The following is a 23,193-nucleotide window of genomic DNA, read 5'->3' on the forward strand; positions in this document are numbered from 1 at the left end:
ACCGCTTCGAGTGCATGTCACATTGCTTCAATTATTTATGCCTCCACCTCATGGCAAACACTCCAAATGCGCAATAGGTGCGACGCTTCATTGATCTAGGAACTTCTGTCACAGTAACGGCAGGATGAGTCTGTATGTTAAGCGGAAACCACTAGCCAAGCCCGACTTTGGAAGCAGTCAATTCCTTGTCTTACTCATTGAATCGCGATGAAGCGTCTTACCCGCGAATCATAGCGCTTTTTCTGAATTATTCCTACCTAGACCAGTCTGAAACCATACCAAAAAAACCGTCTAAAAGGTTGTTAAGGTATTGTATTTTATTGCGACTACAAAGTGATCATATCGCTCACACAATATTCCTTGAAATACAAAAAATCATTAGTATGCTAGCGATAACAGTCAGGCTGTTTTGGAGTAGAATATCAATCAGAAGAATTCCAAACTTACGTCAAGTGATCGCTTCTAGGGCCAATAGTAAACCCGGTTCCACGGTACCAATCCGTGAAGTCGCCCTATTGGGAGTGCCAGATTTTTTGGCTCAAAAAGGAAAGTAATGATGTCGTTGGGCAGCGCACCCTTAACGCAACGACAGACTAAGAGAGCTATCGTCTCTGATTAAATCGAACTCACCCTTGGCAACACGCCGCGAATAGATTCAGCCCTGATTTTCGAATGCGTCGCGAGCACTTGATAATCTGGTGTGGGAAGGTCGGCCTTGCCGGACAAAAATTCTACGAGGAGGAAAACATGAAGAATACAATAAACTTGGGCATCTGGGTATCCGCTTCAATAATGCTTGCCGCAAGCACTGCAATGGCAGATGAAATTCGCGTGTTGAATTGGAAGGGTTATGGGACCGACTCACCTTGGGCGCTTGAAGCGTTCGAAGAGGCAACCGGCCACACTGTTTTGCACGACTACTTCAATTCCGAACAAGAAATGCTGACCAAACTGCGCACTAACCCCGGTGCCTATGATGTGGTTTTGATCAACGCCGCCTTTACAACTCAAGCGAGAGAAGAGGGGCTGATAAGCGAAATCGATCCGTCCAATATCTCAAATTTTGGTGACATTGCACCGAATATGGCGAGCAATGCAGACCTTGTTCCAGATGGTGCAGTCTATGGTGTGCCCTGGGTGTGGGGTCTGACTTCATTTGCCGTTAGCAACAATGCCTTTGACGAGGCACCAACCTCGCTTGAGGTATTTTGGGATGAAGCGAATGCGGGAAGCGTTGGCTGGCGAGACGATGCGCTGGAAGCAGTGCAATTCGCTGCGCTGGTGACAGGTCAAGACATCAACAATATTGAAGATATGGACGCTGTGCGCGACCGCCTTGAGCGTCTGTTGACTCAGATCAATGCATTCTGGAGTTCCGAAGGCGATTGGAATCAGTTTATGGCGGCAGGTGACTACGATCTGGCAACCTATTGGTCCGGTTCGGCTTCTCGCTCAATCTCCAAGGGCCTTCCTGTGACCTTTGTCGTCGCCGACGAAGGTGCAATTGGTTGGCTGGATGGCCTTTCAATACCGGCGACCTCATCAAAAAAGGACGCAGCTGCCCAGTTCATCGACTACATGATTGATCCAGAATTCTATTTGAAATGGTCAGAAGAAGGTGCGCCGGCCTCCGCAAATGTTGCGGCCGCCGAGCAGTTGCCAGAAGACAGCTTGAACCGTTCGGTTCTGGGTGATCCGGACGTGGTTGCGCGGGTCCAGTTCATGCAGCCCGTATCGGACGAAAAGCGCGAAGAATACCTCTCGCTTTGGCAAGAATTGAAAGCGCTTCAGTAAATCGCGCAAAAAAGGGAGGGCGAAACATGACAAGTCAATTCTTCACTAGAGACAACGGTCGATTAGTGTCTTTGGTTTCGCCCGCCTATTTATGGCTAACACTTGCGATTTTCCTTCCGCTGTCAGCCATGTTGTTTTTCAGTTTTCTTTCAGACATGCCGATGGGCGATCGCGAATGGCACGTCACAATAGAAAACTACGCAAAGTTCGCAGAGAACCGCGTTTACCCGATTTTGTTGTGGAAATCGTTAAAGCTTGGACTGGTCGTCACGTTCTTCTGTGTACTAATTGGTTATCCCTGCGCACTCGTTCTGGCGAAAACCATAAAAGGACGTTGGCGAGAGGCACTTTTTCTTTTGATCATTCTGCCTTTTTGGAGCAACTCGCTGGTGCGAATCTTCTCCTGGGCAATCGTACTACGCGGTAATGGCGTACTGGATATCACGATTAACGCGATTTTGCCATTTGACGTCACAGTCAACTTGATGTTCAGCTATCCGGCGGTCGTCATCGGTCTGGTACACTCATACCTTCCCTACGTAATCCTGACGTCCTATTTGGCGCTGCAAACAATTGATGACAATCTGATCGATGCCGCTAGGTCCATGGGCGCGCCTTTGCGAACCATATTATGGCGCATTATTCTGCCCCTTTCGTTGCCAGGACTAATCGCGGGTATGGTTCTGATCTTCGTTCCGGTTGTTGGCTCGTTCATGGAACCACGCATCCTAGGTGGCCGGCGTGGCACATACTTCGGCACCGCGATCGAGGATCAGTTCACCGCCGTGTTCAATTGGCCACTTGGAGCGGCACTTTCTTTCACGCTTTTGGCTGTAGTGTTGCTTATCCTGGCCGCCAGCTCACCAATGCTCAAGAGGGCGCAGACATGAACAGAATGAGATTTCTGAGCGGTTTTGGCCGCATTTACCTTGGGCTTGTACTGTTTTTTCTCTATATGCCGATATTCGTTATGGCAGCTATGTCATTCAACGCATCGGAATTCTACCAACTTCCCTTCCAGTTCTCTACACAATGGTACAGTCAACTGTGGCATAACACCGAAATCTTGGAAGGTGCCTGGCGATCGATCTGGATCGCGGTCGCGACTACCTTCATCTCAACAATAATGGGCACAGCCGCGTCCTTAGCGTTTTTTCGCTATGAATTCCGTGGTAAAAAAGTGTTGCAAATGCTCTTGTTCCCACCGATCGCCATACCTTGGCTGATCACAGGGACAGCAATGCTGATATTCTTCTTTTGGATCGGTCTTGGTCGTGGATCAGTATCGGTCATCATTGGGCACGTAGCGTTATCACTTCCTTATGTGATTGTTGTTGTGACTGCGCGATTGCAGACGTTCGACCGCACACTCGAGGACGCCGCCCGCTCGCTTGGAGCAACGGCCTGGCAAATAAGCCGATATGTGACTCTTCCCTGGATCGCACCCGGAGTGATCGGTGGTGCCTTGTTTGCCTTCGCCGTTTCCTTCGACCAGTTTGTGGTTTCCTACTTTCTGGCAGAACCAGGCGACAGCACGCTCCCGGTAATAATCTATTCTGCAATTCGCAAAGGATTTACTCCAGAAATCAATGCGATCTCAACCATCATCATTGTTATTTCGATGGGAATGATGCTGATCGCTGCCCGCTATCTTAAATTCGGTGGAGAACGCTGATGGCCCAAGTTGTTGTATCCAATGTAACAAAACGATACGGATCTCTGAAAGCGCTAAATAATGTGTCTATGACGTTTGAGGACTGCGGCTTTTTCGGCCTGCTTGGTCCATCCGGCAGCGGCAAAACCACGTTGCTCAGATCTATCGCCGGCTTTGTTCTCGCGGACGAAGGTACGATTCATATTGGTGATACATCTGTCGATAGAATTCCGGTCGAGAAACGCAATATAGGAATGATGTTCCAGAACTACGCTTTGTTCCCCAACATGACGGTTGCAGACAACGTAGGTTTCGGACTCCGGGTGCGGAAAGAACCGCGGGCCGATGAGATCCAGAAAGTCGGACGCGCATTGGAACTGGTGCAGCTGTCCAATCTTGGCGAACGCAAACCGCACCAGCTTTCGGGCGGTCAGCGTCAGCGCGTCGCTTTGGCACGCGCGATCGTCACCAACCCACGTGTTCTTTTGTTGGACGAACCTCTCAGCGCCTTGGACAAGTCACTCCGCGTAGACATGCAGATCGAATTGAAGCGCATTCAGCGCGAGATCGGCATCACCACAATTTTTGTTACACACGATCAAGAAGAGGCGCTGACACTCTCGGATGAGATTGGTATCCTGAAAGACGGTGCCATGGTGCAATCCGGCCCACCGCGGGACGTGTACAATAACCCAATCAACTCGTTTTCGGCAAACTTTCTTGGTGACGTGAACATATTCGATGTTCAGGCGGTCGACGGAGGTGTGTTCAGACTAACAAACGGTGATCTGATTACGGGTCCGATAAACTCGGCAGGCTGCGCTTCGGTTGCTATTCGCCCAGAGAATATCACTGTAACGCAATCGCGCCCGAAGGATGCCAATACCAATGCGATTCAAGTTCAGATGAAGCAACGTATTTTTGCCGGTGCAATGTCAACCTGTCTCACAGAATGGAATGGTCAGACGGTTAAGGTAATTGGGCGAGATCAGGATCTGGCTGAACTGCCAGAGAACGGTCCAGTTTGGTTGAATTGGGAGGCCGCGAAATCCATGCCCATCGGTACTGTGTAGAGGTTCGCCTTGAATATCAAAAAAACAGATCCATCGTTTGATGGCGAACAGGCCGCTCGCATCCACAGGCATTTGCACAGCCATTTGCCTACAGAACCGGCTTTAAGGGTCAAAGCCCTTGAAAGCCTGCTCACCGAGCGCGGGATTGTGGCATCCGAGACGCTGGATGCCTGGATAGAAGCTTATTCAGAACACATTGGACCAAAACGCGGAGCCCGCGTGGTCGCACGTGCCTGGAGTGATGCAGGGTTCCGCGAACGCCTGATGGAAAACGCAACCAAAGCAATCTCTGAATTCGGCTTTGAAGGAGCTGCGACGGGTGATCTCCGCGCCGTTGCGAATAATGATACAATCCACAATATGGTGGTCTGCACGCTATGCTCCTGCTACCCCTTTTCTCTTCTTGGGATGTCGCCAGCGTGGTACAAATCGGCGGCTTATCGATCCCGTGCAGTTCGCGAACCCAGGTGCGTTTTAGAAGAATTTGGCGTGTCTGTTTCTGATGAAGTGGTGATCCGTGTTTGGGATAGTACGGCCGAACTGCGATACTTGGTTGTCCCTGAACGGCCCGCTGGAACCGAGGGCTGGAATGAAGAACAACTTGCGGCGATTGTCACGCGAAACTCGATGATCGGAACCGAGCGTGATCTCAAGTTGGAGTAGCGGTTATGGACGGGTTACACGATATCGGTGGCAAACAAGGTTTTGGTCCGATTGCCACCAATGAAGCGGTTATCCCCTTCCACAGCGACTGGGAAGCGCGCATGTTCGCGCTGGACGTCTCTACCGCGCCTCAAGATTGGCCGGTGGACTGGTACCGTTTGATACTGGAGAAGTTGCCCGCAGAAGCGCATCTCCACATGCCGTACTTTATGAAGTGGTGCATGGTATACTACACTGGATTGGTCGATTCCGGCGTGCTGACGCTTGACGAGGCGGTTACCGGTCGTGCCCACGGCCAAAAGTACGTACCAATTTCAATGAGCCTAGAAGATGCGCTTCAAGCAGACCGAGAGTCTGTCTTCAGCTACGAAGTTGGACCCACAGCCCCTGCTCGGTTTGCAATTGGCGATAAGATCAGAACTGTCTCAAAGATATCGGCAAATCATACGCGATTGCCCGGATATGCAAGAGGTAGCGCAGGTGTCATCGTGGCTTACAATGGTGCGCATATACTCCCTGACGCATCAGCAGACGGCCAGGAAGTAGCCGATCATCTTTATACTGTAGAATTTGCCTCCAAGGACCTGTGGGGAGATAAGGGTAGCAACAAAGATTTTGTCTGCCTTGACTTATGGGAGACTTATTTTGACTAAGCCTGTATCCACGCTTTCGCCTCAAAAGGGTGCATTTGCAGAAGTCTGGCACGCCCAGACGCTTGCTATTGCTGACACAATGATTCAACTGGGTTGCATTTCGGCGACGGGCTGGGCCGAGACTCTCGGTGAGGAACTCCGGGCCGCTGAAAGAGAAGGAGCACCCGACACAGAACAAACCTATTATATGGCAGCTCTAAGGACGCTGTCGTTGCTGTTGGACCAAAAGGCGCTAGTTTCGGAAAACGATTTGGAGGAACGGGTGGCCGCTTGGGAATCCGCGTATCGCAATACAGCACATGGCGAGCAGGTTCTGTTGTCCGCCTCGACGAAATAATCTACCAAATCGAAAGTGGAATTCGGCCAAAGTAAGATGTGAGAGGCTGTTTTCAAACTCCCAAATAACGGTGAATCTTGTCGTGATCTTCGCGCAGTTCATCAGCGCCTAACGTCTCAAGATTCTTGCCGTGTTCAATAAATACAACCTGATCAGCAACCGATAAAACAGCATCAACACGCTGCTCAACGAGAATGACTGCGAGCCCTTCATTCTTCATATTGACGATAACCTGTCGAATCAGCTCGATCATCGACGGCTGCAACCCTTCGGTTGGTTCATCCAGAAGCAGGACGCGCGGGTGCAGACACAATGCACGGGCGGTGGCCAGCATCTGCTGCTCACCGCCGGACAGCGTGCGTGCCTGTTGTTTCAAACGCTCTCGCAGCCTGGGAAACATTTCCAGCACCCATTCCCGCGTATCTGGGCCTGAATCGCACGCGTACATTCCCATTTCGATGTTTTCAGACACGGTGAGTTCTGGGAATAGGCGGCGCCCTTGAGGCACATAGCCAATTCGCTTTTTTGGAATCTCGTGTGCCGGAATTCCACTGATCAACTCACCGTCCAGCGTTATCGTTCCCGAATTTAGCGGCAGCAAACCCATGATAGATTTCATCACGGTTGTCTTGCCTGCGCCATTGCGCCCGAGCAAACACAGTATCTCGCCCGGATGGGCATCCAATGATACACCAAACAGCGCCTGAACCTTGCCGTAGGACACCTGAATGTCGTTGAGTTTAAGCATCGCTTGTCGTTCCCAGATATGCAGCCTGAACAGCTTCGTTTGCTTGAACTTCTTCCGGCGTACCACTCGCGAGAATTTCGCCGAAATTCAGTACTGTGATCATCTGCGCCGTTCGCATGACCACATCCATATTGTGCTCGATCAGAAGAATGGTGGTCTGTCCGCTTAATCCATTGATCAAATTAACGAAATCTGTCACCTCTGATTCCGCAAGACCCTGAGTCGGTTCATCAAGGATCAGCAGGCGCGGTTCTTGAACCAGCCCCATCGCGATCTCCAACACCCTTTGGTGTCCGTAGCTGAGGCCGCCGGCAATTTGGTCAATCCGATCGCCGAGACCCACCTTTTCCAAGACATCAATGACCTTTTCATCGACCTCCTCCTCTGTTAGGGAGGCATCCCGCCTTGCTGCCAGGGCCACGTTCTCGTGGACATCAAGGTTTGCGAATATAGAAGTGATCTGGAATGTATACGCGATGCCCAGTTCAATGCGCTTGTGGGCGGGAAATCGGCTGATGTCTTGACCGTCGAACAACACCTGTCCACTCGTTGCCGGGATACGACCTGACAGCATGCCTACAAATGTTGACTTGCCCGCGCCGTTTGGGCCGATCAGCGCCATCGTCTGACCGTGTTCCAGCTTGAAATCCACATTGGTATTGGCCTTGATCCCACCGAACGTTTTGGTGAGAGCTTTTGTTTCCAGAATGGTCATGGCAGCCACTTAACCTTGTGCTCGCGGATCTGTCCGACAATTCCACGTGGTGCGAAAAGTGTCAGCAATAACAACGCCACACCCGCAATGAACATGTAAGCGTCGGTAATGAAGCTAGATAGGTCTATCAGATAGAACATGAACAAGGCTCCAACAAACGGCCCCAGAATCGTCCCTGCACCGCCAAGCAGTACCCAGAGCAATGGAAAGATCGAATACTGTACTGTAGCGAACGTCGATCCAATGTATCCGAACAACAATCCATATGCTGCCCCTGCGATCCCCGAGAGGACACCGGATAAAATGACTGCGATCAACTTCAGGCGATGGGTGTCATATCCCAGCATTCTTGCGCGTTCTTCGTTTTCTCGAACAGCAATCAAGGCACGTCCTAACCGAGACGTTATCAGCTTTGCCATGCCCAACAAACACGTACCAAACAAGACAAGCGCTACCCAGTAGCGAATATCCTGCGACGACAGGTCAAGCCCGAATAGAATCCGTTTCGCCTGTTGAATGACAAACCCTTCGTCTCCGCGGGTGAATTCTCCAAAGTAGAAAATGATGAGATATCCTGTCTGCGCGAACATCAAAGTCACAATCATAAATGCAACATCTCGTGTTCTGAGTGCCAGAAAGCCCACAACCGCCGAAATTATGAAGGAAAAGATAATCCCCATGATAAGAGCGAACCCGGCGGGTGCACCGAACTGGTTCACTGCAAGCCCGAAGCCATACATCCCTGCAGCGAAGAACATAGCGTGCCCGAGGCTAAGAAGCCCAGTGTAGCCGAACAGCAAGTTGTACCCCATAGCATAGACCGCCAGAACTAGCACACGTGCAATGTTGCCGAGATGATAATCGGAGAGAACAAAGTACAGCACTGCCAATAGCGCTAACGCTCCGACATGGAGCGAAAACGATTTCTGAGTATTCGTCATGTTGTGGCCTTTCCCATGAGTCCTTGCGGGCGGAACACAAGCACAAGCGCAACCGCAATGGTCGCGATAATCTTGGCCAGTGTAGGCGAAAAGAAGACAGAGATTATGCCGTCACTCATGCCAATCAGCACGGCCGCGACAACAGTGCCGGGCAGGCTGCCTAGGCCGCCGATGATGACAACGATAAATGACAATAAAAGTGGATCGTGCCCCATCAGATAATGGGCTTGCTGTACTGGGACGACCAGAACGGCACCAACGGCTGCAAGCCCGGCTCCGAGGCCAAAAACATATGCAAAAACGTTATCCACCGGTACGCCGAAGGACTGTGCCATTTCACGGTCCTGCTGGGTGGCCCTCATGACCAATCCGAACTTAGTGCGGGTCATCAATAGCCAAATGCCGGTTAGAATTGCAGCGGCGGCCACGATTATGAACAGCTTGTAACTGGTCGTACCTAACCCCCAAGGCCAAAACAGGCCAAAACCGTTGTCACTGAATTCAAACCAAGGCAAATCAATCCTATGATTGAACGGGGGTTCAACTGGCCGTGGGTCGGGACCAAACGTCATCAGTGCCGCCTGTTGAATGATGTACAGTAATCCGATAGTTGCAACGATCGTTCGCTCTGGATTGTAGTCGATCTTTTTCAGAATCACCTTGTCGGTTGCTGCAGCAATTGCACCCACAATTAGCGGGGCAAAAACTAACGCAAACACAAAGCCCAGAGCCGGATGTGCGCCCACGATTGTCGCAATCCACCATGCCAATATCGCGCCCAGCATGAAAAATTCGCCATGCGCAACATTGACGATGCGCATGACGCCAAACACGATGCTCAATCCCATGGCGGTCAAGGCCAGGATTGCAACAGACACCGCTCCCTCCAGCGAGGCCAGCAATAGGTGTGGTCCAAATTCCATTTCTGTTCCTCGCTGGTTGTTGCGTCAGAGCGACTGCTTGGTGTAATCGACGTCGGATTCGTAGATCGTGTCTTCGATCGAGGTCGTATGGACAACATTCAGCCGACCACCGGGTTCAAGCAGTGAAATGTGCTGTTGACCGAATACCTGGTGGTTTTTGCCATTAAAGACCTTGTCACCTTGGGGATGGTCGTCGGACAGCGGGAAATCAGTCATGCTTTCAACGGCTTCAATGAAACTCGCTGTGTCCGCGCGACTTTGGTAGTCTGACATTTCCATGCCCTTCTTGATCACACTTAGTGTCTCCCAGACGCCGAACATATGGGCCGCTGTGGAAACGTCCGCAGGATCGTCAACTGATGCCCCGTTTTCGTCGATTCCAACTGCTTCTCGATACATTTTCTCATGCGCATTCATGTTTGACTGCGCATAACGCGGCATGCCCTCCCAAAAATGGCTGCCTTCTAAGAATTCCAGACCCGGGCTGCCGGTGTCGACGGCTTCAAGGCTGTCGATATAGCCAAACAGCGCCGGTCCACGTCCGCCGAAGAATTCACCCATCTCACGAACAAACGTAAGAACAGCAGGTCCGACCATGACGTGGTAGATGACCTCGGTATCTCTTGGAATGCGCGGGAAATACTTTGTGAAGGACGTCTCGGCAGGCGGTACTGCAATGACCTCAAGAACCTCGCCACCCTGAGCCTTTATCGCCTCTGAAAAGAAATCTCGGTGATCATGCCCAAATGCGAAATCCGGAATGAACATCGTAACCTTCTTGCCCAGGTTCTGGCTGACAAATGGCGCCATCGCCTGCACTTGCCCACGCACGTCGGTGATGCCCGGTTGGAACGAGTAGCGATTTAGCAGGCCCCCTGCAACGTGATGTCCTTCGGATACGACAAAATACGGCATCTTCAGCTCGCCAGCACGGGGTGCGGCTCCGAAAACAACGTGGCTAAACAGAGTTCCAAAAACGGCATCGCATTCGTGCAAGTTTGCGAAACGCTCAACAACTTCGGCACCTCGACGCGGATCTGTACCATCGTCTTCAGCGATTATTTCAATTTCCCGACCGTTGATACCACCCATATCATTTAGTCTTTTGGCAGCTGCGGTCGCAACCCGATCATACCAGCGACCGTAAGACGACCCGATCCCAGTTCGGTGTACCTCGAACCCCAGCCGAATGGGGGCATTGCTTTGAGCATGGGCCATTCGCGCGACGCTAGGCATCGCAAACCCCACACCTGCTGCAGCCGAAATTGATTTCAACGCACCACGGCGCGTCAGTAGCTTCGAGTCTCTCTGTTTCATTTCTTCCTCCCTATGCAATGCACATCACATTTATGTTAGTACACAAACAATTTGTCCAGAAAAAATTCACATCCCACGTGGCGCCGCTAGCAGCCAGAGACCGAACCAAGTGTAGAAAATCATAAAAATCGAAATGGGTATTTGCCCAACAATCGCGTCCCGCGTTGATGAAAAAATACGCAGCGCATTATGATGAGATAAAACGACGGCAATCGCATGACCGGTCACGACAACACCAGCCTGAAAATACCAGATTATCTGAGCACTTGTGGAATAACTCAAAAAACCTGTTGTGACCGGAATATCAGCCAATCCAAACAGGTTCCAACCGTTGGCAATTGGATCCCCTAGAACTGCGATAAGGTACTGACCATCAATCAGAAAAGCTATGGTAAAGTGTGAGATATGATAGACTAAAGCAATTGGAAGCGTCGAAGGGGCAAAAGTCAGAAAAACTAGAATCGGAGACGGCGAATCGGACACCTGCGATACGGCTCCGACTAGCTTTACCCCACTCCAACAAAGCAGAAAGAAACACGCAAACAATCCTGCAGTAAACAGGGCTAATCCAAGAACAGAAACACCGATAACAGCCGACCGCCCTGGGAACTCCAACGGGTTCAATCCGATCACGCCGAGCCACCAGAATGTTTCCTTCAAGCCGTCAAAACTACCCCCTGCCAGCAAGATCAAAGCGACAACCGCGAGCAAGGCGGATGGTCGTAAATCATTCGCAATTTGCCAACCCGGAACACCAATACGGAGCGTATGATCCCATTTGAAGATACTGCATTTTGAGATCGCGTTGAACATGACCGAAACACCCTCTACCCGGTTCAGCCATGTTTTGCCTCCAAAGAGGATCATTCCAAAGAACTGCAGGGCCCAATAGGCACCTACTACAATTGCCAAACGGTCAGGGTCATTGGGGGCAGGGTCGGCGACCATGAAAGCGAAAAAGGACAACGAAAGTACCGCAGCAGGTAAGACCCCAAGCGCTTCTGGCAGCCGAATTAGACCGGTCGAGCCATGCCGACCCATCAAAACTCGATAGAGACCCGACCAAGGGTTGAGAGTAGCCCAGAAATTACCAACCAGTCCGCATACACTAAATAAAGTTATCCAGCAGCCAGTCCAAATCACCAGCGGCAGAATATTTGCAACCGGATCGCGTGGCCCGTTGATCCCTACAAAAACGAGACCGCAAAATACAACAAAGCTTAGTAAACTCAGAACGATTTGAATCCGGTCGTTAGGCCGCGCTGAAACAACTGTCCACGCCCTGAAAATCCAGGCTGTTGTATTGGTCGGCGCAAGTGAGATTACAAGAACCGACGCCGCAACCGCGGAGCAACCGCCGACAATGAACAGATTTGTAGGCAAGAGCAATATGAACGCCTGTTCGGACGCGTGCGCAATCGCAGGCCCGGTCCAGAAAGCCAGTGCGCCGATGATCACGATCGCCGCCGCTCCCAGTTTCAACAGTTGACTTTTTAAAGATCTCAGCATGAAATATTGTTAGTATACTATTGATAAATTAGGAAGCAAATCCGCATGAGATATCTAATTGCGCTCGTTTTGGTTGCGGGGATCGTTGCCACAATCATATGGCAGGTCACACGCATCACTGGGACATCCGTCGTAACCGGAGGCTCAGCAACGATCATCGACGCCAATGCTCGGAAAGTACATGTTTACGCGAAAGTCGAGAATGGCGAAGTTCCGGACATACTGGAAAGTGTATCCTCCCCGGTTGCCGAATCCGCTTCGCTTGATGGTCGTGTAGATGAAAACGTAATAGCGATTCCTGCCAACTCTACCCCCACATTTTCCAGCGATGGCATCTATATTGTGCTGAGTGGGGTGTCCGGAGATTTGGAGGAAGGTCGGCTTCTGCCTTTATCATTCCTGTTCAAAAAAAGCGGCGAAGTATCGACGCAAGCACGCATCGGGCCCGACGCAAATCCGCATGCCGGACATGATATGTCGATGATGAGCATCGACGATGGAATGCAATCGCCCACGCTGTCCATCACTGTTTCTGAAAACGCAGATGGCACTTATACTGTTGGGGCAGAGACCCAGAACTTCGTCTTTGATCGGGCAACAGATAATCCCGAACATGTACCAGGCCACGGGCATGGCCATCTGTATCTGAACGGCATAAAACTACAGCGCATGTATGAGCCGGTGGCCACTATCGGCACGTTACCGAAGGGCGAACACAGCGTCACCGTGGAGCTGAACAACAACATGCACCTGCCTTATGAAAACGCCGACGGCCCGGTCATCGAAACAGGTTTGATCATTGTCGATTGATGTAGAAACGTTTGCACCGTAACCAAACCCACCGACCATCGGCGTCGGTGAGTTTGTTCATAAATTGATCGACTTGATCAGGCTTCCAGATCGTTCGATGTAACCTGTGTAACGCCGCATTCATTCCAACGCGCAATCATCGGATCATAGTCTTCGTTGTCAAAACGCGCTGTGGCGTCCGTGATGACAAAAACTTCAAAACCTTCCGCGGTTCCATCTACGCCAGAGAAACCGACGCAGTACTCGGTTGCGATGCCGCAAAGGAAAACACGTTTGAATCCGTTTTGGCGCAGGTACCCGGCCATCCCGGTCGGTGTCTTACGGTCATTCTCAAAAAACGTTGAATAGGAATCGATGTCGATGTTAGTGCCCTTGCGAATAATGGCTTTTGCTTTTGTTGTATTCAGTTCGGGGTGAAACTCAGCGCCGGGTGTCCCGGCAACCGCATGTTCAGGCCACAAGATCTGCTCTCCGTACGGCATTTCGATCGTCTCGAATGGGGCTTTGCCTTCATGAGACGTGTTAAACGATTTGTGCCCGACTGGGTGCCAGTCCTGACTGATCGCAACATTCAGAAACTTGTCCATCAGTGCGTTGACAGGCCCTACTACAGCATCAGCATTCTGTACAGCAAGAGCGCCTCCTGCGCAGAAGTCCTTTTGCACATCGATCACAACAAGGACATCCTCATCGGTTAGTCTAATTTTTTTGGACATTCAGCTAACTCCTCCAACGCTGACATATATTCATTAGTATACGAACAATTTTTATGTCGATCGTCAAGCCTTTTCAAACAGCATCGGTTCCGCATGGTTCAAGTTACTGGTTTTCAATGATTTCAGGTGGCTGAAATGCTGTCAACGTCGGAACAGGCCCGGAGAAAAGTTCGACTTCAACCATACAGGTATGAGCAATCGGACCCTGCGCCAAACTTGATGTGCCTTTATCAAGCGTCAAGACATTCGGATTGCCATGTTTGCACATTCCCTGCCCCTCATCTCCGGTGTCCGGATCATACCACGCCCCGGTACTCATCTGGACAACGGAGGGCTTGAGATTGGCGTTAATCACAACGCCGGCAAGACACGCACCCCGCGCATTGTATACTCGCACAATGTCACCGTTAGCCAATCCGCGCAGCTTTGCATCATCCGGGTGAAGCGCGATCGCTTCGCGCCCGGCGATCTTGATATCCCGGCAATTTTTGCTGTGATCGAGCTGCGAATGCAACTTTCGCGTGGGCTGGTTCGAAATCAGGTGTAACGGATGGTCCTCGGTTGCTGAGCCTAACCATTCCGCTGGTTCAATCCAGACGGGGTGCCCGGGACAATCGGAATAGCCAAATCGATCAATCGTCTCGGAAAAGATTTCGATTTTGCCACTGGGTGTTCCCAAAGCATGCGTCTCGGGATCAGCACGAAACTCCTCCAGCAGGTTTCGAGGTGTTTCCGGCCTCCCGATGTTATACGTTCCCAATTCCTTCAATTTGTCAAAGCTTGGAAGATTGAAGCCTGCCGTAATCGCGCGGTCCAGTGACCGCCCATAAATATCCCGCATCCATTCATGCGCAGTTTTGCCCTCGGTGAATTCTTCCTCGACCCCCATCTTTTTGGCAATTCCGGCAAAGATCTCATAGTCGTTGCGCGCTTCGCCAACTTCGTCGATCACCTTGCTCATATAGGTGAAGTACGGATCATAGGGTGAAATCGCCAGATCCTCACGTTCAAGAGGCGTTGTGCACGGCAGCACGATGTCGGCGTGTTTTGCCAGCGCGTTCCAAGTCCATTCATTCACGACGATGGTACTGGGCTTTTGCCACGCTTTGACCATCCTGTTCAGGTCCTGATGATGGTGGAACGGATTGCCGCCGGCCCAGAATATCAAATCAATGTGCGGGTAAGTCTCCCGATCGCCGTTGTAATCAAAAGGCTGTCCCGGATTCTCCAACATTTCGGTTATCCGTGCGACCGGAATATAAGATGCAACAGGATTGTTACCCTGAGGCAACGAAGCCACATGAATGCTGTGATAGTTGTCGCCAACATTATTGCTCGCCGAGTAACCGAATCCTATGCCTCCTCCTGGTAGCCCGATCTGACCGAGCAAGGCGGCCAGCGTGATCGACATCCAGTACGGTTGTTCGCCGTGATCCTGACGGGTCAACGACCAGCTAACCGAAATCATTGTTCTCTTGGCCGCCATTTTGCGGGCGAGCGCACGGATGCGCTCTGCCGGAATATCGCAAAGCTTAGCCGCCCAATCAGCGTCTTTAGCGACCCTGTCGGACGTGCCTAACAGATACTCCTGAAACCGTTCAAAACCAACTGTGTGGCTGGCAAGAAAAGCACGGTCAGCAAGGTTTTCCACGACGAGGGTGTGTGCCAACCCCAGCATTAAAGCCGTGTCACTGTTTGGCCGAACCGCCATCCACTCCGGCGCCAGTTCGTCCTCAACATCTGATCGCAATGGGCTGACATTCACGAACTCAACGCCAGCTTTTTTCGCCGCCTTGAAACCTTCAGCTTGCCGATGCACTCCAACACCACCCGGAGTAATTTGACCGTTTTTCAGCGGAATTCCACCAAATGCCACAACCAGCTCCCCGGAATCGGCGATGATGTCCCAACTCGTTGTAGCCGCAAGCGGCCCCCAAAAATCTCCCAGAACGTGTGGAACGATAACCTCGGCGGCGGCGAAACTGTAGGTGTTATTCGACCGCGTATAACCTCCAATGCAGTTCATAAACCTGTGAATCTGGCTCTGCGCATGGTGGAAGCGACCCGCACTGGCCCAACCATAAGATCCGGCAAATATTGCCTCGTTCCCTTTGTCCCCACGAACCCGACTCAGTTCGTTGGCAACAATCTCTTCGGCTTCGTCCCACGGAACCGCTAAAAACGGCTCTTTCCCCCTGAGCTGGGTCTCCGATCCCGGTCCTTGCTCCAGCCAGCTTTTGCGAATCATAGGGCGGCGAATGCGGAGTTCATCGTCTATCGTGTCCACAAAACCTTGAGCTATTTCGGACACGTTTTGGTCATCTTCAAACCCATGCAAGGCGACTAACCGCCCATCTTGCACCTCGGCCCTGTATGTACCCCAGTGCCCGACTGTTAATGGCAATTTTCTCATCTTCATTGGGTTACACCTCTATCTTCATCTCATTTTTCGGGGAAAAGCGCGACTAAACCGCCCATTCCGAAACCAAAATCATTTTGTTGCGCCAACACGAACAAAATGCTACCGATTCATTTGCATACAAACATTAGGGAGGTACATATGTCCACAGTTGACCCAAAGAAGCGCGCCATCATCTTAATCGATATGGCTCGTGATTTCGTTGAAGAAGGCGGATTCATCGCAAACGCTGGTGGCCCGGAGTACCGCAAAGCAGCAGCCGGAATCATTCCACCGCTTCAGAAAGTGCTCGCCGCAGCTCGTAAGGCTGGCGTCACGGTCATTTTCTCGACTGATGAACACACCGAAGACGATATCGAACTGAAAAAGTGGCCTGCTCATTCCATGAAGGGCACAAAATGGGCGGAAATTCTTCCAGAGCTCGGGCCAGAGCCAGAAGATTTGGTCCTGCCAAAGACCACTTACAGCGGCTTTCTCAGCTCCGACATCGAGCAGCAGCTTAAGGATCGTGGCATCGAATCCGTTTACATGACTGGCCTGCACACGGACTGCTGCTGCCGCCATACTTCGGGTGACCTTTTCCAGCGTGGCTATGACATCGTCTGGATCACCGATGCACTTCAGGCCTTCAGCCAGGAAGCTCACGAAGGAGGTCTTGAGTATTACAAGACCTACTATGCAACCGATGAAGAACGTCAGTTCCAGACGTCCGATCAGGTAGTAGCAGAATTGAGCAGCTTTGCCGCTGCCGCGTAAGATCCTTCACGGACAGAGACGCAGGTGTAAAACCCACGCTCAACCCTTAGTGCAACACACCTTGGTGCAATGAGGTAGCAATCTCCTGATCGTTGTTATTCAACGATCAGGAGTTTTTCGTTTACGATTTCGTAGATCTGAAGTGTATCTCTTAAAGGGAATTGACTCACATTCTCATTGAATTTAATGTTAGCATACAAACGATAATAGGGAGGCTTGCTTGTCTTATCTGTCACCGACCAGACTTGATGAAGCGTGCGTGATTAGGGCGAATCAGACGCCAAAAATCATTGCTGGTTGCACGGATTACTTCCCGTCGAGATCCGTTACCGATTGTCAGGAAACCTTGCTGGATCTTACCCGCATTCCCGAACTGCGGGGAATCACAAACACCTCGGACGGCTGGCGCATTGGAGCGATGACCACGTGGACAGATGTTGTTAAGGCTGACCTCCCGGCAGCGTTTCACGCATTACAACTTGCCGGTAAAGAGGTCGGGTCTGTGCAGATCCAGAACCGTGGCACGGTGGGTGGAAACATTTGCAATGCCTCGCCCGCTGCAGACGGCGTGCCCCCTCTTGTCGCACTCGATGCCGAAGTTGAGCTTACATCCAAGTCCGGGCGTCGTCAGGTCAAGCTGACGGACTTCATCACAGGTGTGCGCCGAATCGATTTGGCTGAAGATGAAATACTGACGGCCTTTCTTATCCCAGAGATTGTCGAAAGCGCGAACAGCGCATTTCTGAAGCTGGGAAGCCGCAAGCATCTAGTGATCTCGATTGCCATGGTCGCTGCCGTTGTCGTTGTCCGCAACGGACGCATTGAGGAGGCACGGGTCTCTGTTGGCAGTTGCTCACCCGTCGCAGCAAGGCTTCCAGAATTCGAGACCCGGTTGATGGGCAAGACAATCAATGAAGTCGCAAACCTTGAAATTGATGCAACAGCTGACATGAGCCAGCTATCACCGATTTCCGATGTACGCGGAACTGCTGAATACCGACTGGATGTGGTGGCAGAAATGTGCCGTCGTGCAGTCATGAACGCTTGCGAACGGAGCGCATAATGGACGGCCATCCTGTACCCCCGAAAATTCGGTTTGATCTGAACGGCGCATCGGTTGAGACCGACGCCTTTCCAGGTGAGCGTCTGTCAGAAACCCTGCGTGAACGTCTCGGCGCGCGCGACGTCAAAATTGGGTGTAACGCCGGTGACTGCGGCGCATGCACGGTCCTTGTGAACGGCGAGATCGCTTGCGCCTGTCTCATCACAACACACCAGGCAGAAGGACAGTCGATTGAAACTGTCTCCGGACTTGTGAAAAACGATAACGTAGCAAAAGGCCTTGCCGAAAGCTTTCAGGATCATGGCGCGGCCCAATGCGGTATTTGCACACCGGGCATGATGGTGTCCGCCGTGGCGCTGTTGCGCCGCGACTCCAGTCCTGACGAAGAAACCGTTCAAGATGCGCTTGGCGGCGTGCTTTGCAGATGCACAGGGTATCGCAAAATCATAGATGCCGTGGTCGGTGCGCCAGCGAAGATTGTCGATTCCGGCAATGTAGGTTCCGCCATCCGTCGTCTGGACGGGCTGGACAAAGTCTTAGGCACAGAAAAGTTCGGCGACGATGTGGCACCAAAAGGCACACTCGAAATTGCAGTTATTCGATCCCCATATCCCCGCGCCAGTTTTGAGCTCGGGGACCTGGAAGCTTGGGCCGACGCCAACCCCGGGATCGAAGCCGTTCTGAGCGCCGATGACATTCCGGGCAAAAACTGTCATGGGGTCATTCCTGAGTTTGCGGATCAACCGGTCTTCGCTGAAACTGTCGCCCGCTTCCGAGGCGAGGCCGTCGCGGCCGTAGTGGGTACGCCTGAAGCCATCCGCAACTTCGATCCGGCCAATTTCCCGGTGACCTGGCAAGAGTTGAAAGCCGCTGTCACCGTTTCAGAAGCAAGAGCGTTGGGCGCACCGCAGGTTCACGATACGCGTGACGAGAACCTGATGTGTCGCGGCTTTGTGGCCTGTGGCGACCCAGCGAAAGCGTTGGAAGCCGCTGAATTCGTGGCGGAAGGTGAATTTCGTTCGGGCTTTGTAGAGCACGCCTATATTGAGCCAGAAGCAGGATATGCCGAAATTGTGGACGGGCGCGTGGAAATTCATGCCTGCACACAGGCGCCGGGCATGGATCTTGATGCCATGGAAATCATTCTTGGTATGGATCGCAGCCAGATCAGAATCGTCCCAACGGGTGTTGGCGGCGGCTTTGGGTCCAAGCTCGATATCTCGATGCAGCCCTATTTGGCACTGGGCGCCATGAAGACAAACAAGCCAGTACGCATCACGTATTCACGGACAGAATCGATGCAGTCGTCCACGAAACGGCATCCGTCTGAGCTCAAAGTCCGGATTGGCGCTACCAAAGACGGCAAGATTAGCGGCATGGACTTCTTCGGTGCGTTCAACACCGGAGCCTATGCTTCTTGGGGGCCAACAGTAGCCAACCGTGTGCCAGTTCATGCTTCCGGCCCCTATCGCATCCCTGATTACCGCGCCGAATCGAATGGTGTGCACACCAATTGCCCCCCAGCAGGTGCTTTCCGCGGGTTTGGCGTGCCACAATCGGCGATCGCGCAGGAAACTCTGTTCGACGAACTGGCCGAACAGATCGGCATGGACCCTCTGGATTTCCGGATCACCAATGCACTGGCAAACAATGTCCCGACGGTTTGTGGACAGGTGTTTACCAAGGGCGTTGGAGTCAAAGAGTGCCTTGAAGCATTGCGAGGTGATTGGGTCAAGGAACAGAAAGAAGCCAAGGCGTTCAACGCGGCGCAGTCGGGCTCGAAGCGGCGCGGCGTTGGTATTGCCGCGGGTTGGTATGGTTGCGGCAATACGTCGTTGCCGAACCCCTCGACGATACGCAGTGGTATTCGCCATGATGGCACGGTTGTGTTGCATCAAGGCGCAATGGACATCGGCCAGGGCGCAAATACAGTCATCACACAGATTTTTTCGTCGGCCCTCGGGATAGACTCCGCCCAGGTTGAGCGCATCGGCGCTGACACGGATCAAACGCCCGACGCAGGGAAGACCTCTGCCTCGCGGCAGACCTTCGTTTCTGGCAACGCGGCACGCCTGTCTGGCGACTCATTACGCAAATCCATCCTGCGTCATGTCAACGCATCTGAAAGTGCATCGCTTCGTTTCGGAGATGGTATGATTGACATCACCGATGGGCCCGAAAGTCACGAAATTGCACTTTCGGAATTGCCGACCGACAACCTCGGCTACGCCTTTTCGGCAGAGGAAACTTATGACCCGCCCACGAAACCGTTAGATGAGAACGGACAGGGTCATCCATACGCGCAATTCGGTTACGCCGTTCAATTGGCTGTGGTCGAAGTTGACCAGGCTCTCGGGACACTGAAGCCGATCAAATTTTACGCAGCCCACGATGTCGGAAAGGCCATAAATCCGATGCTGGTCGAAGGTCAGGTACATGGCGGCATTGCGCAAGGCCTTGGCATGGCACTGATGGAAGAATACCTGCCGGGCCGAACTGAAAACCTGCACGACTATCTGATCCCGACTGTCGGCGACATGCCACCGGTTGAAACCTATATCGTGGAAGTAGAAGACGCATTTGGGCCCTATGGCGCAAAAGGCCTCGGTGAACACGTGCTGGTTCCAACTGCACCGGCTATTTTGAATGCAATCGCCAACGCGACCGGCGTTCGTATGCGTTCAGTCCCGGTGACTCCTTCTAACCTCCGTACCGCAATCAAGGAACACAAAAATGGCAAGTGAAGACCGCGCAAAACCGGAAAAAATCCGTTGTGATGCATGTCCTGTTCTGTGCTACATCGCCGACGGCAAATCCGGCGCATGTGACAGATACGCCAATAGTGGCGGCGAATTGGTGCGACTGGATCCGCTTACCATCATCGAGAATTCTAAAGAGAGCGGGGCGAAAGCCGTGCCATTTATGAAAGGAACCGACGGGAACGATTGGGATGGCGATATAGTTCAGTCGAACCGCCCGTTTATTACGGCAGTCGGCGCCGGTACGACGTATCCGGACTACAAACCTGCTCCCTTCATCGTCAGCCAAACCGTCAACGACGCCGACATGGTGACAGTCGTGACCGAGGGGATCTTCAGTTACTGCGGTGTGAAAGTCAAAATCGACACAGATAGGTTCATCGGACATGAACGTGCGATTGTGCGCGCCGAAGGCGAACCGATTGGCCACGTGATGACCAGCGAATACGGCTCAAAGATGCTGTCGCTCGGAGGCGTTGAACACTTGACAGGCGGTACAAAGAAAGAAGGCCGCATCACATGCGATGCGCTCTTGCGCCTTTGCAACCGAGAAGCCGTCGAACTGACTATTGACGACGGTGCAACTGTCGTGGTCGAGGCAGGCAAGCCACCGATCGTAAACGGCGTGGAAGAAAAGTTGATGCGCGTCGGCTGTGGCTCGGCCACGATTGGCATGTTTGCTTCTCAATGGGCGCAACACGTGGACGAAGTTGTGGTGGTGGACGACCACATCACTGGTGTTTTGTCTGAACACCAAGCCGGAAAACTCCTGAACGTTCCGCCGACCGGCATAAAGGTGAAAGGCCGGCGTTCAACACCAGGACGGTATTTCCAGGTTGCGGAACCGGGTCTTGGTTGGGGAGGCACGGACATCGAAGATCCGTTGTCGATTCTTAATCCAGCGGACGAAAAAGTCGCGTGGCAGGGGCTTCGTCTGCTCATGGTGTCTACTACGGGTGAGCAATTCGCCTATTTCGAACTTGACGAAAACCTCGAACCACAGCCGCAGCCGCTACCGGTATCATTGCAGACTTCGGTGGAAAGGATCGCCGAGAACTGCGAACCTTCGGTCTGTTCGGTTCTGTTTATGGGGGGTGCCGGCGGCTCATTGCGGGCCGGTGTCACAGAAAACCCGGTGAAGCTGACCCATTCGGTGAAGGATTCGCTAACTTACGTGTCTTGCGGTGGCGCCAACGCTTATGTTTGGCCCGGTGGCGGGATCACGGTGATGGCAGATGTTCTGGACATGCCCTCGAACTCCTTCGGCTATGTCCCGACGCCTGCGCTGGTTGCGCCAATCGAGTTCACCATGCGCCTATCGGATTACGTGGCGCTTGGCGGACACGCCGACAGCGTTCAGCCTGTCCATGACGTCATCACTGACTCGGTCCGTCGCGTCGATCAGATCGACCCCGAAAGCGATCCTCATGATAGCCGGAATTTCCGCTGGCGGAAAGACAGTTGAAATCTTGTCCGGGCCGGTTGCTGCATATCTCGAAGGTGGGGAACGTCTGCATTTGCAGCACGGCCCCATTGACCTGATCATTGGTGCGGATTCCGACGATGAGAACGCGCGGCAAACAGCATTTCAGGTCGCAGCAAAGCGATTTGATGGATTGCTTGAAGGTCTTGTCGGGGAACTGGGTTTCCTGCGAAGCCCGATATCAGACGGAACACGGAACCCCTATAACCCTGTGGCACTCCGAATGACGTCTGCTGCAAGAACATTTTTCGACGGTCAGTTTCTGACACCCATGATTGCCGTAGCTGGCTCGGTGGCCGATGTAATCTTGGATGTCATGGTATCACAGGTGCCGCTGCGACGTGCCTATGTGAACAACGGCGGAGACATCGCGCTGCATCTGCAAACTGGAGAAGCGTTTTCCGTCGCTATAGCCGAATATGGCGGGTCTGATCTTGGCCGTATCACACTGCACCCCGAACACGGGGTCGGCGGCATCGCAACCAGCGGCACACATGGGCGCAGCCATTCCCTCGGAATAGCCGACAGCGTGACCGTTCTGGCAAAAGACGCTGCATCAGCCGATGTTGCCGCCACACTAATTGCAAATGCCGTGGATCTGCCGGATCATCCGGCCATTCAGCGTATGCCCGCCGATGATCTGTCTCCAGATAGCGATCTCGGCGACAGGCCGGTCGTAACCTCCGTCGGTGCGCTTTCACAAACCGAATGCAAGACGGCACTTTCCAGAGGGGCGTCCATCGCTCAACACATGCTCGAATCAAACAAGATTACCGGAGCCGCGTTGTTTCTTCAGGGGCGGTCGACAATTGTCGGTGCCATGGCGGACCGGAACAGACTTGGCCTAAAGGAACAATAAT

General features: G+C 52.5%; 21 protein-coding genes. 13 read left to right on the forward strand and 8 right to left on the reverse strand.

Annotation, left to right across the window (positions count from 1 at the left end):
* Nucleotides 1-747 precede the first annotated feature (747 nt).
* Genes ACR0LN_RS12185 through ACR0LN_RS12215 form a run of 7 tightly spaced genes read left to right on the forward strand, consistent with a single transcriptional unit; the run spans nucleotide 748 to nucleotide 6,174 of the window.
* Nucleotides 748-1,794 carry an ABC transporter substrate-binding protein gene (locus ACR0LN_RS12185; RefSeq protein WP_480429984.1) on the forward strand — a complete coding sequence of 349 codons (1,047 nt, stop codon included), beginning with the start codon at nucleotides 748-750 and terminating at the stop codon, nucleotides 1,792-1,794.
* Nucleotides 1,767-2,684, forward strand: coding sequence for an ABC transporter permease (locus ACR0LN_RS12190; RefSeq protein WP_480429985.1), 918 nt, complete (start codon nucleotides 1,767-1,769; stop codon nucleotides 2,682-2,684). The genes ACR0LN_RS12185 and ACR0LN_RS12190 overlap by 28 nt, the downstream gene beginning before the upstream one ends.
* Entirely contained in the window at nucleotides 2,681-3,469 is a 789-nt protein-coding gene (locus ACR0LN_RS12195; protein WP_480429986.1) for an ABC transporter permease, read from the forward strand. The genes ACR0LN_RS12190 and ACR0LN_RS12195 overlap by 4 nt, the downstream gene beginning before the upstream one ends.
* A complete protein-coding gene (locus tag ACR0LN_RS12200) occupies nucleotides 3,469-4,521 on the forward strand; it encodes an ABC transporter ATP-binding protein (protein WP_480429987.1) in 1,053 nt (350 codons plus the stop codon). Before ACR0LN_RS12195 ends, ACR0LN_RS12200 begins: the two co-directional genes overlap by 1 nt.
* A 15-nt stretch (nucleotides 4,522-4,536) precedes the next feature.
* Complete coding sequence (gene nthA, locus ACR0LN_RS12205) at nucleotides 4,537-5,184, forward strand: nitrile hydratase subunit alpha (protein ID WP_480430013.1); 648 nt, start codon at nucleotides 4,537-4,539, stop codon at nucleotides 5,182-5,184.
* Between the two features lie 5 nt (nucleotides 5,185-5,189).
* Complete coding sequence (gene nthB / locus ACR0LN_RS12210) at nucleotides 5,190-5,837, forward strand: nitrile hydratase subunit beta (protein ID WP_480429988.1); 648 nt, start codon at nucleotides 5,190-5,192, stop codon at nucleotides 5,835-5,837.
* Nucleotides 5,830-6,174, forward strand: a complete 345-nt coding sequence (locus ACR0LN_RS12215) for a hypothetical protein (protein ID WP_480429989.1) — start codon at nucleotides 5,830-5,832, stop codon at nucleotides 6,172-6,174. The genes nthB and ACR0LN_RS12215 overlap by 8 nt, the downstream gene beginning before the upstream one ends.
* 52 nt (nucleotides 6,175-6,226) lie before the next feature.
* Here ACR0LN_RS12215 and ACR0LN_RS12220 read toward each other — a convergent pair whose 3' ends face one another.
* The 6 genes from ACR0LN_RS12220 to ACR0LN_RS12245 all read right to left on the reverse strand — a co-directional run bounded on the left by ACR0LN_RS12220 (nucleotide 6,227) and on the right by ACR0LN_RS12245 (nucleotide 12,300).
* A complete protein-coding gene (locus ACR0LN_RS12220) occupies nucleotides 6,227-6,922 on the reverse strand; it encodes an ABC transporter ATP-binding protein (RefSeq protein WP_480430014.1) in 696 nt (231 codons plus the stop codon).
* Nucleotides 6,915-7,637 (reverse strand): ABC transporter ATP-binding protein, encoded by a 723-nt coding sequence (locus tag ACR0LN_RS12225; protein WP_480429990.1) that lies wholly within the window; start codon nucleotides 7,635-7,637, stop codon nucleotides 6,915-6,917. The genes ACR0LN_RS12220 and ACR0LN_RS12225 overlap by 8 nt, the downstream gene beginning before the upstream one ends.
* A complete protein-coding gene (locus tag ACR0LN_RS12230; protein WP_480429991.1) occupies nucleotides 7,634-8,578 on the reverse strand; it encodes a branched-chain amino acid ABC transporter permease in 945 nt (314 codons plus the stop codon). Before ACR0LN_RS12230 ends, ACR0LN_RS12225 begins: the two co-directional genes overlap by 4 nt.
* Nucleotides 8,575-9,501 carry a branched-chain amino acid ABC transporter permease gene (locus ACR0LN_RS12235; protein ID WP_480429992.1) on the reverse strand — a complete coding sequence of 309 codons (927 nt, stop codon included), beginning with the start codon at nucleotides 9,499-9,501 and terminating at the stop codon, nucleotides 8,575-8,577. Before ACR0LN_RS12235 ends, ACR0LN_RS12230 begins: the two co-directional genes overlap by 4 nt.
* 24 nt (nucleotides 9,502-9,525) lie before the next feature.
* The gene (locus tag ACR0LN_RS12240) at nucleotides 9,526-10,818 is read right to left on the reverse strand and encodes an ABC transporter substrate-binding protein (protein ID WP_480429993.1); all 1,293 of its coding nucleotides are present in this window, start codon (nucleotides 10,816-10,818) and stop codon (nucleotides 9,526-9,528) included.
* A gap of 66 nt (nucleotides 10,819-10,884) precedes the next feature.
* Nucleotides 10,885-12,300: a hypothetical protein gene (locus tag ACR0LN_RS12245; protein ID WP_480429994.1), complete on the reverse strand. Its 1,416-nt coding sequence runs from the start codon at nucleotides 12,298-12,300 to the stop codon at nucleotides 10,885-10,887.
* 72 nt (nucleotides 12,301-12,372) lie between these two features.
* Between ACR0LN_RS12245 and ACR0LN_RS12250 the strand changes: the two genes are divergently transcribed.
* Complete coding sequence (locus ACR0LN_RS12250) at nucleotides 12,373-13,137, forward strand: copper chaperone PCu(A)C (RefSeq protein WP_480429995.1); 765 nt, start codon at nucleotides 12,373-12,375, stop codon at nucleotides 13,135-13,137.
* A 77-nt stretch (nucleotides 13,138-13,214) separates the two neighbouring features.
* Here ACR0LN_RS12250 and pncA read toward each other — a convergent pair whose 3' ends face one another.
* The gene (gene pncA, locus ACR0LN_RS12255; protein WP_480429996.1) at nucleotides 13,215-13,853 is read right to left on the reverse strand and encodes a bifunctional nicotinamidase/pyrazinamidase; all 639 of its coding nucleotides are present in this window, start codon (nucleotides 13,851-13,853) and stop codon (nucleotides 13,215-13,217) included.
* 103 nt (nucleotides 13,854-13,956) lie between these two features.
* Entirely contained in the window at nucleotides 13,957-16,272 is a 2,316-nt protein-coding gene (locus ACR0LN_RS12260) for a molybdopterin-dependent oxidoreductase (protein ID WP_480429997.1), read from the reverse strand.
* 141 nt (nucleotides 16,273-16,413) lie between these two features.
* Between ACR0LN_RS12260 and ACR0LN_RS12265 the strand changes: the two genes are divergently transcribed.
* The 5 genes from ACR0LN_RS12265 to ACR0LN_RS12285 all read left to right on the forward strand — a co-directional run bounded on the left by ACR0LN_RS12265 (nucleotide 16,414) and on the right by ACR0LN_RS12285 (nucleotide 23,192).
* On the forward strand, nucleotides 16,414-17,028 hold the full coding sequence (locus tag ACR0LN_RS12265) for a cysteine hydrolase family protein (protein WP_480429998.1): 615 nt from the start codon (nucleotides 16,414-16,416) through the stop codon (nucleotides 17,026-17,028).
* Nucleotides 17,029-17,248: 220 nt separating this feature from the next.
* Nucleotides 17,249-18,091: an FAD binding domain-containing protein gene (locus ACR0LN_RS12270; RefSeq protein WP_480429999.1), complete on the forward strand. Its 843-nt coding sequence runs from the start codon at nucleotides 17,249-17,251 to the stop codon at nucleotides 18,089-18,091.
* Nucleotides 18,091-20,835 (forward strand): molybdopterin-dependent oxidoreductase, encoded by a 2,745-nt coding sequence (locus ACR0LN_RS12275; protein WP_480430000.1) that lies wholly within the window; start codon nucleotides 18,091-18,093, stop codon nucleotides 20,833-20,835. Before ACR0LN_RS12270 ends, ACR0LN_RS12275 begins: the two co-directional genes overlap by 1 nt.
* Nucleotides 20,825-22,315, forward strand: a complete 1,491-nt coding sequence (locus tag ACR0LN_RS12280) for a 6-hydroxynicotinate reductase (protein ID WP_480430001.1) — start codon at nucleotides 20,825-20,827, stop codon at nucleotides 22,313-22,315. Before ACR0LN_RS12275 ends, ACR0LN_RS12280 begins: the two co-directional genes overlap by 11 nt.
* Nucleotides 22,278-23,192 (forward strand): UPF0280 family protein, encoded by a 915-nt coding sequence (locus tag ACR0LN_RS12285; protein WP_480430002.1) that lies wholly within the window; start codon nucleotides 22,278-22,280, stop codon nucleotides 23,190-23,192. The genes ACR0LN_RS12280 and ACR0LN_RS12285 overlap by 38 nt, the downstream gene beginning before the upstream one ends.
* The last annotated feature ends 1 nt before the right edge of the window (nucleotide 23,193 follow it).

The sequence above is a fragment of the Ruegeria sp. AA6 genome (assembly GCF_056542865.1).

Excerpts from the sequence above, each read along its gene's own strand:
- ACR0LN_RS12185 (WP_480429984.1), top strand. The coding sequence starts at position 748 with ATGAAGAATACAATAAACTTGGGCATCTGGGTATCCGCTTCAATAATG.
- ACR0LN_RS12195 (WP_480429986.1), top strand. The coding sequence starts at position 2,681 with ATGAACAGAATGAGATTTCTGAGCGGTTTTGGCCGCATTTACCTTGGG.
- ACR0LN_RS12200 (WP_480429987.1), top strand. The coding sequence starts at position 3,469 with ATGGCCCAAGTTGTTGTATCCAATGTAACAAAACGATACGGATCTCTG.
- nthB (WP_480429988.1), top strand. The coding sequence starts at position 5,190 with ATGGACGGGTTACACGATATCGGTGGCAAACAAGGTTTTGGTCCGATT.
- ACR0LN_RS12220 (WP_480430014.1), bottom strand. The coding sequence starts at position 6,922 with ATGCTTAAACTCAACGACATTCAGGTGTCCTACGGCAAGGTTCAGGCG.
- ACR0LN_RS12225 (WP_480429990.1), bottom strand. The coding sequence starts at position 7,637 with ATGACCATTCTGGAAACAAAAGCTCTCACCAAAACGTTCGGTGGGATC.
- ACR0LN_RS12230 (WP_480429991.1), bottom strand. The coding sequence starts at position 8,578 with ATGACGAATACTCAGAAATCGTTTTCGCTCCATGTCGGAGCGTTAGCG.
- ACR0LN_RS12235 (WP_480429992.1), bottom strand. The coding sequence starts at position 9,501 with ATGGAATTTGGACCACACCTATTGCTGGCCTCGCTGGAGGGAGCGGTG.
- ACR0LN_RS12240 (WP_480429993.1), bottom strand. The coding sequence starts at position 10,818 with ATGAAACAGAGAGACTCGAAGCTACTGACGCGCCGTGGTGCGTTGAAA.
- ACR0LN_RS12250 (WP_480429995.1), top strand. The coding sequence starts at position 12,373 with ATGAGATATCTAATTGCGCTCGTTTTGGTTGCGGGGATCGTTGCCACA.
- pncA (WP_480429996.1), bottom strand. The coding sequence starts at position 13,853 with ATGTCCAAAAAAATTAGACTAACCGATGAGGATGTCCTTGTTGTGATC.
- ACR0LN_RS12260 (WP_480429997.1), bottom strand. The coding sequence starts at position 16,272 with ATGAAGATGAGAAAATTGCCATTAACAGTCGGGCACTGGGGTACATAC.
- ACR0LN_RS12265 (WP_480429998.1), top strand. The coding sequence starts at position 16,414 with ATGTCCACAGTTGACCCAAAGAAGCGCGCCATCATCTTAATCGATATG.
- ACR0LN_RS12275 (WP_480430000.1), top strand. The coding sequence starts at position 18,091 with ATGGACGGCCATCCTGTACCCCCGAAAATTCGGTTTGATCTGAACGGC.
- ACR0LN_RS12280 (WP_480430001.1), top strand. The coding sequence starts at position 20,825 with ATGGCAAGTGAAGACCGCGCAAAACCGGAAAAAATCCGTTGTGATGCA.
- ACR0LN_RS12285 (WP_480430002.1), top strand. The coding sequence starts at position 22,278 with ATGATAGCCGGAATTTCCGCTGGCGGAAAGACAGTTGAAATCTTGTCC.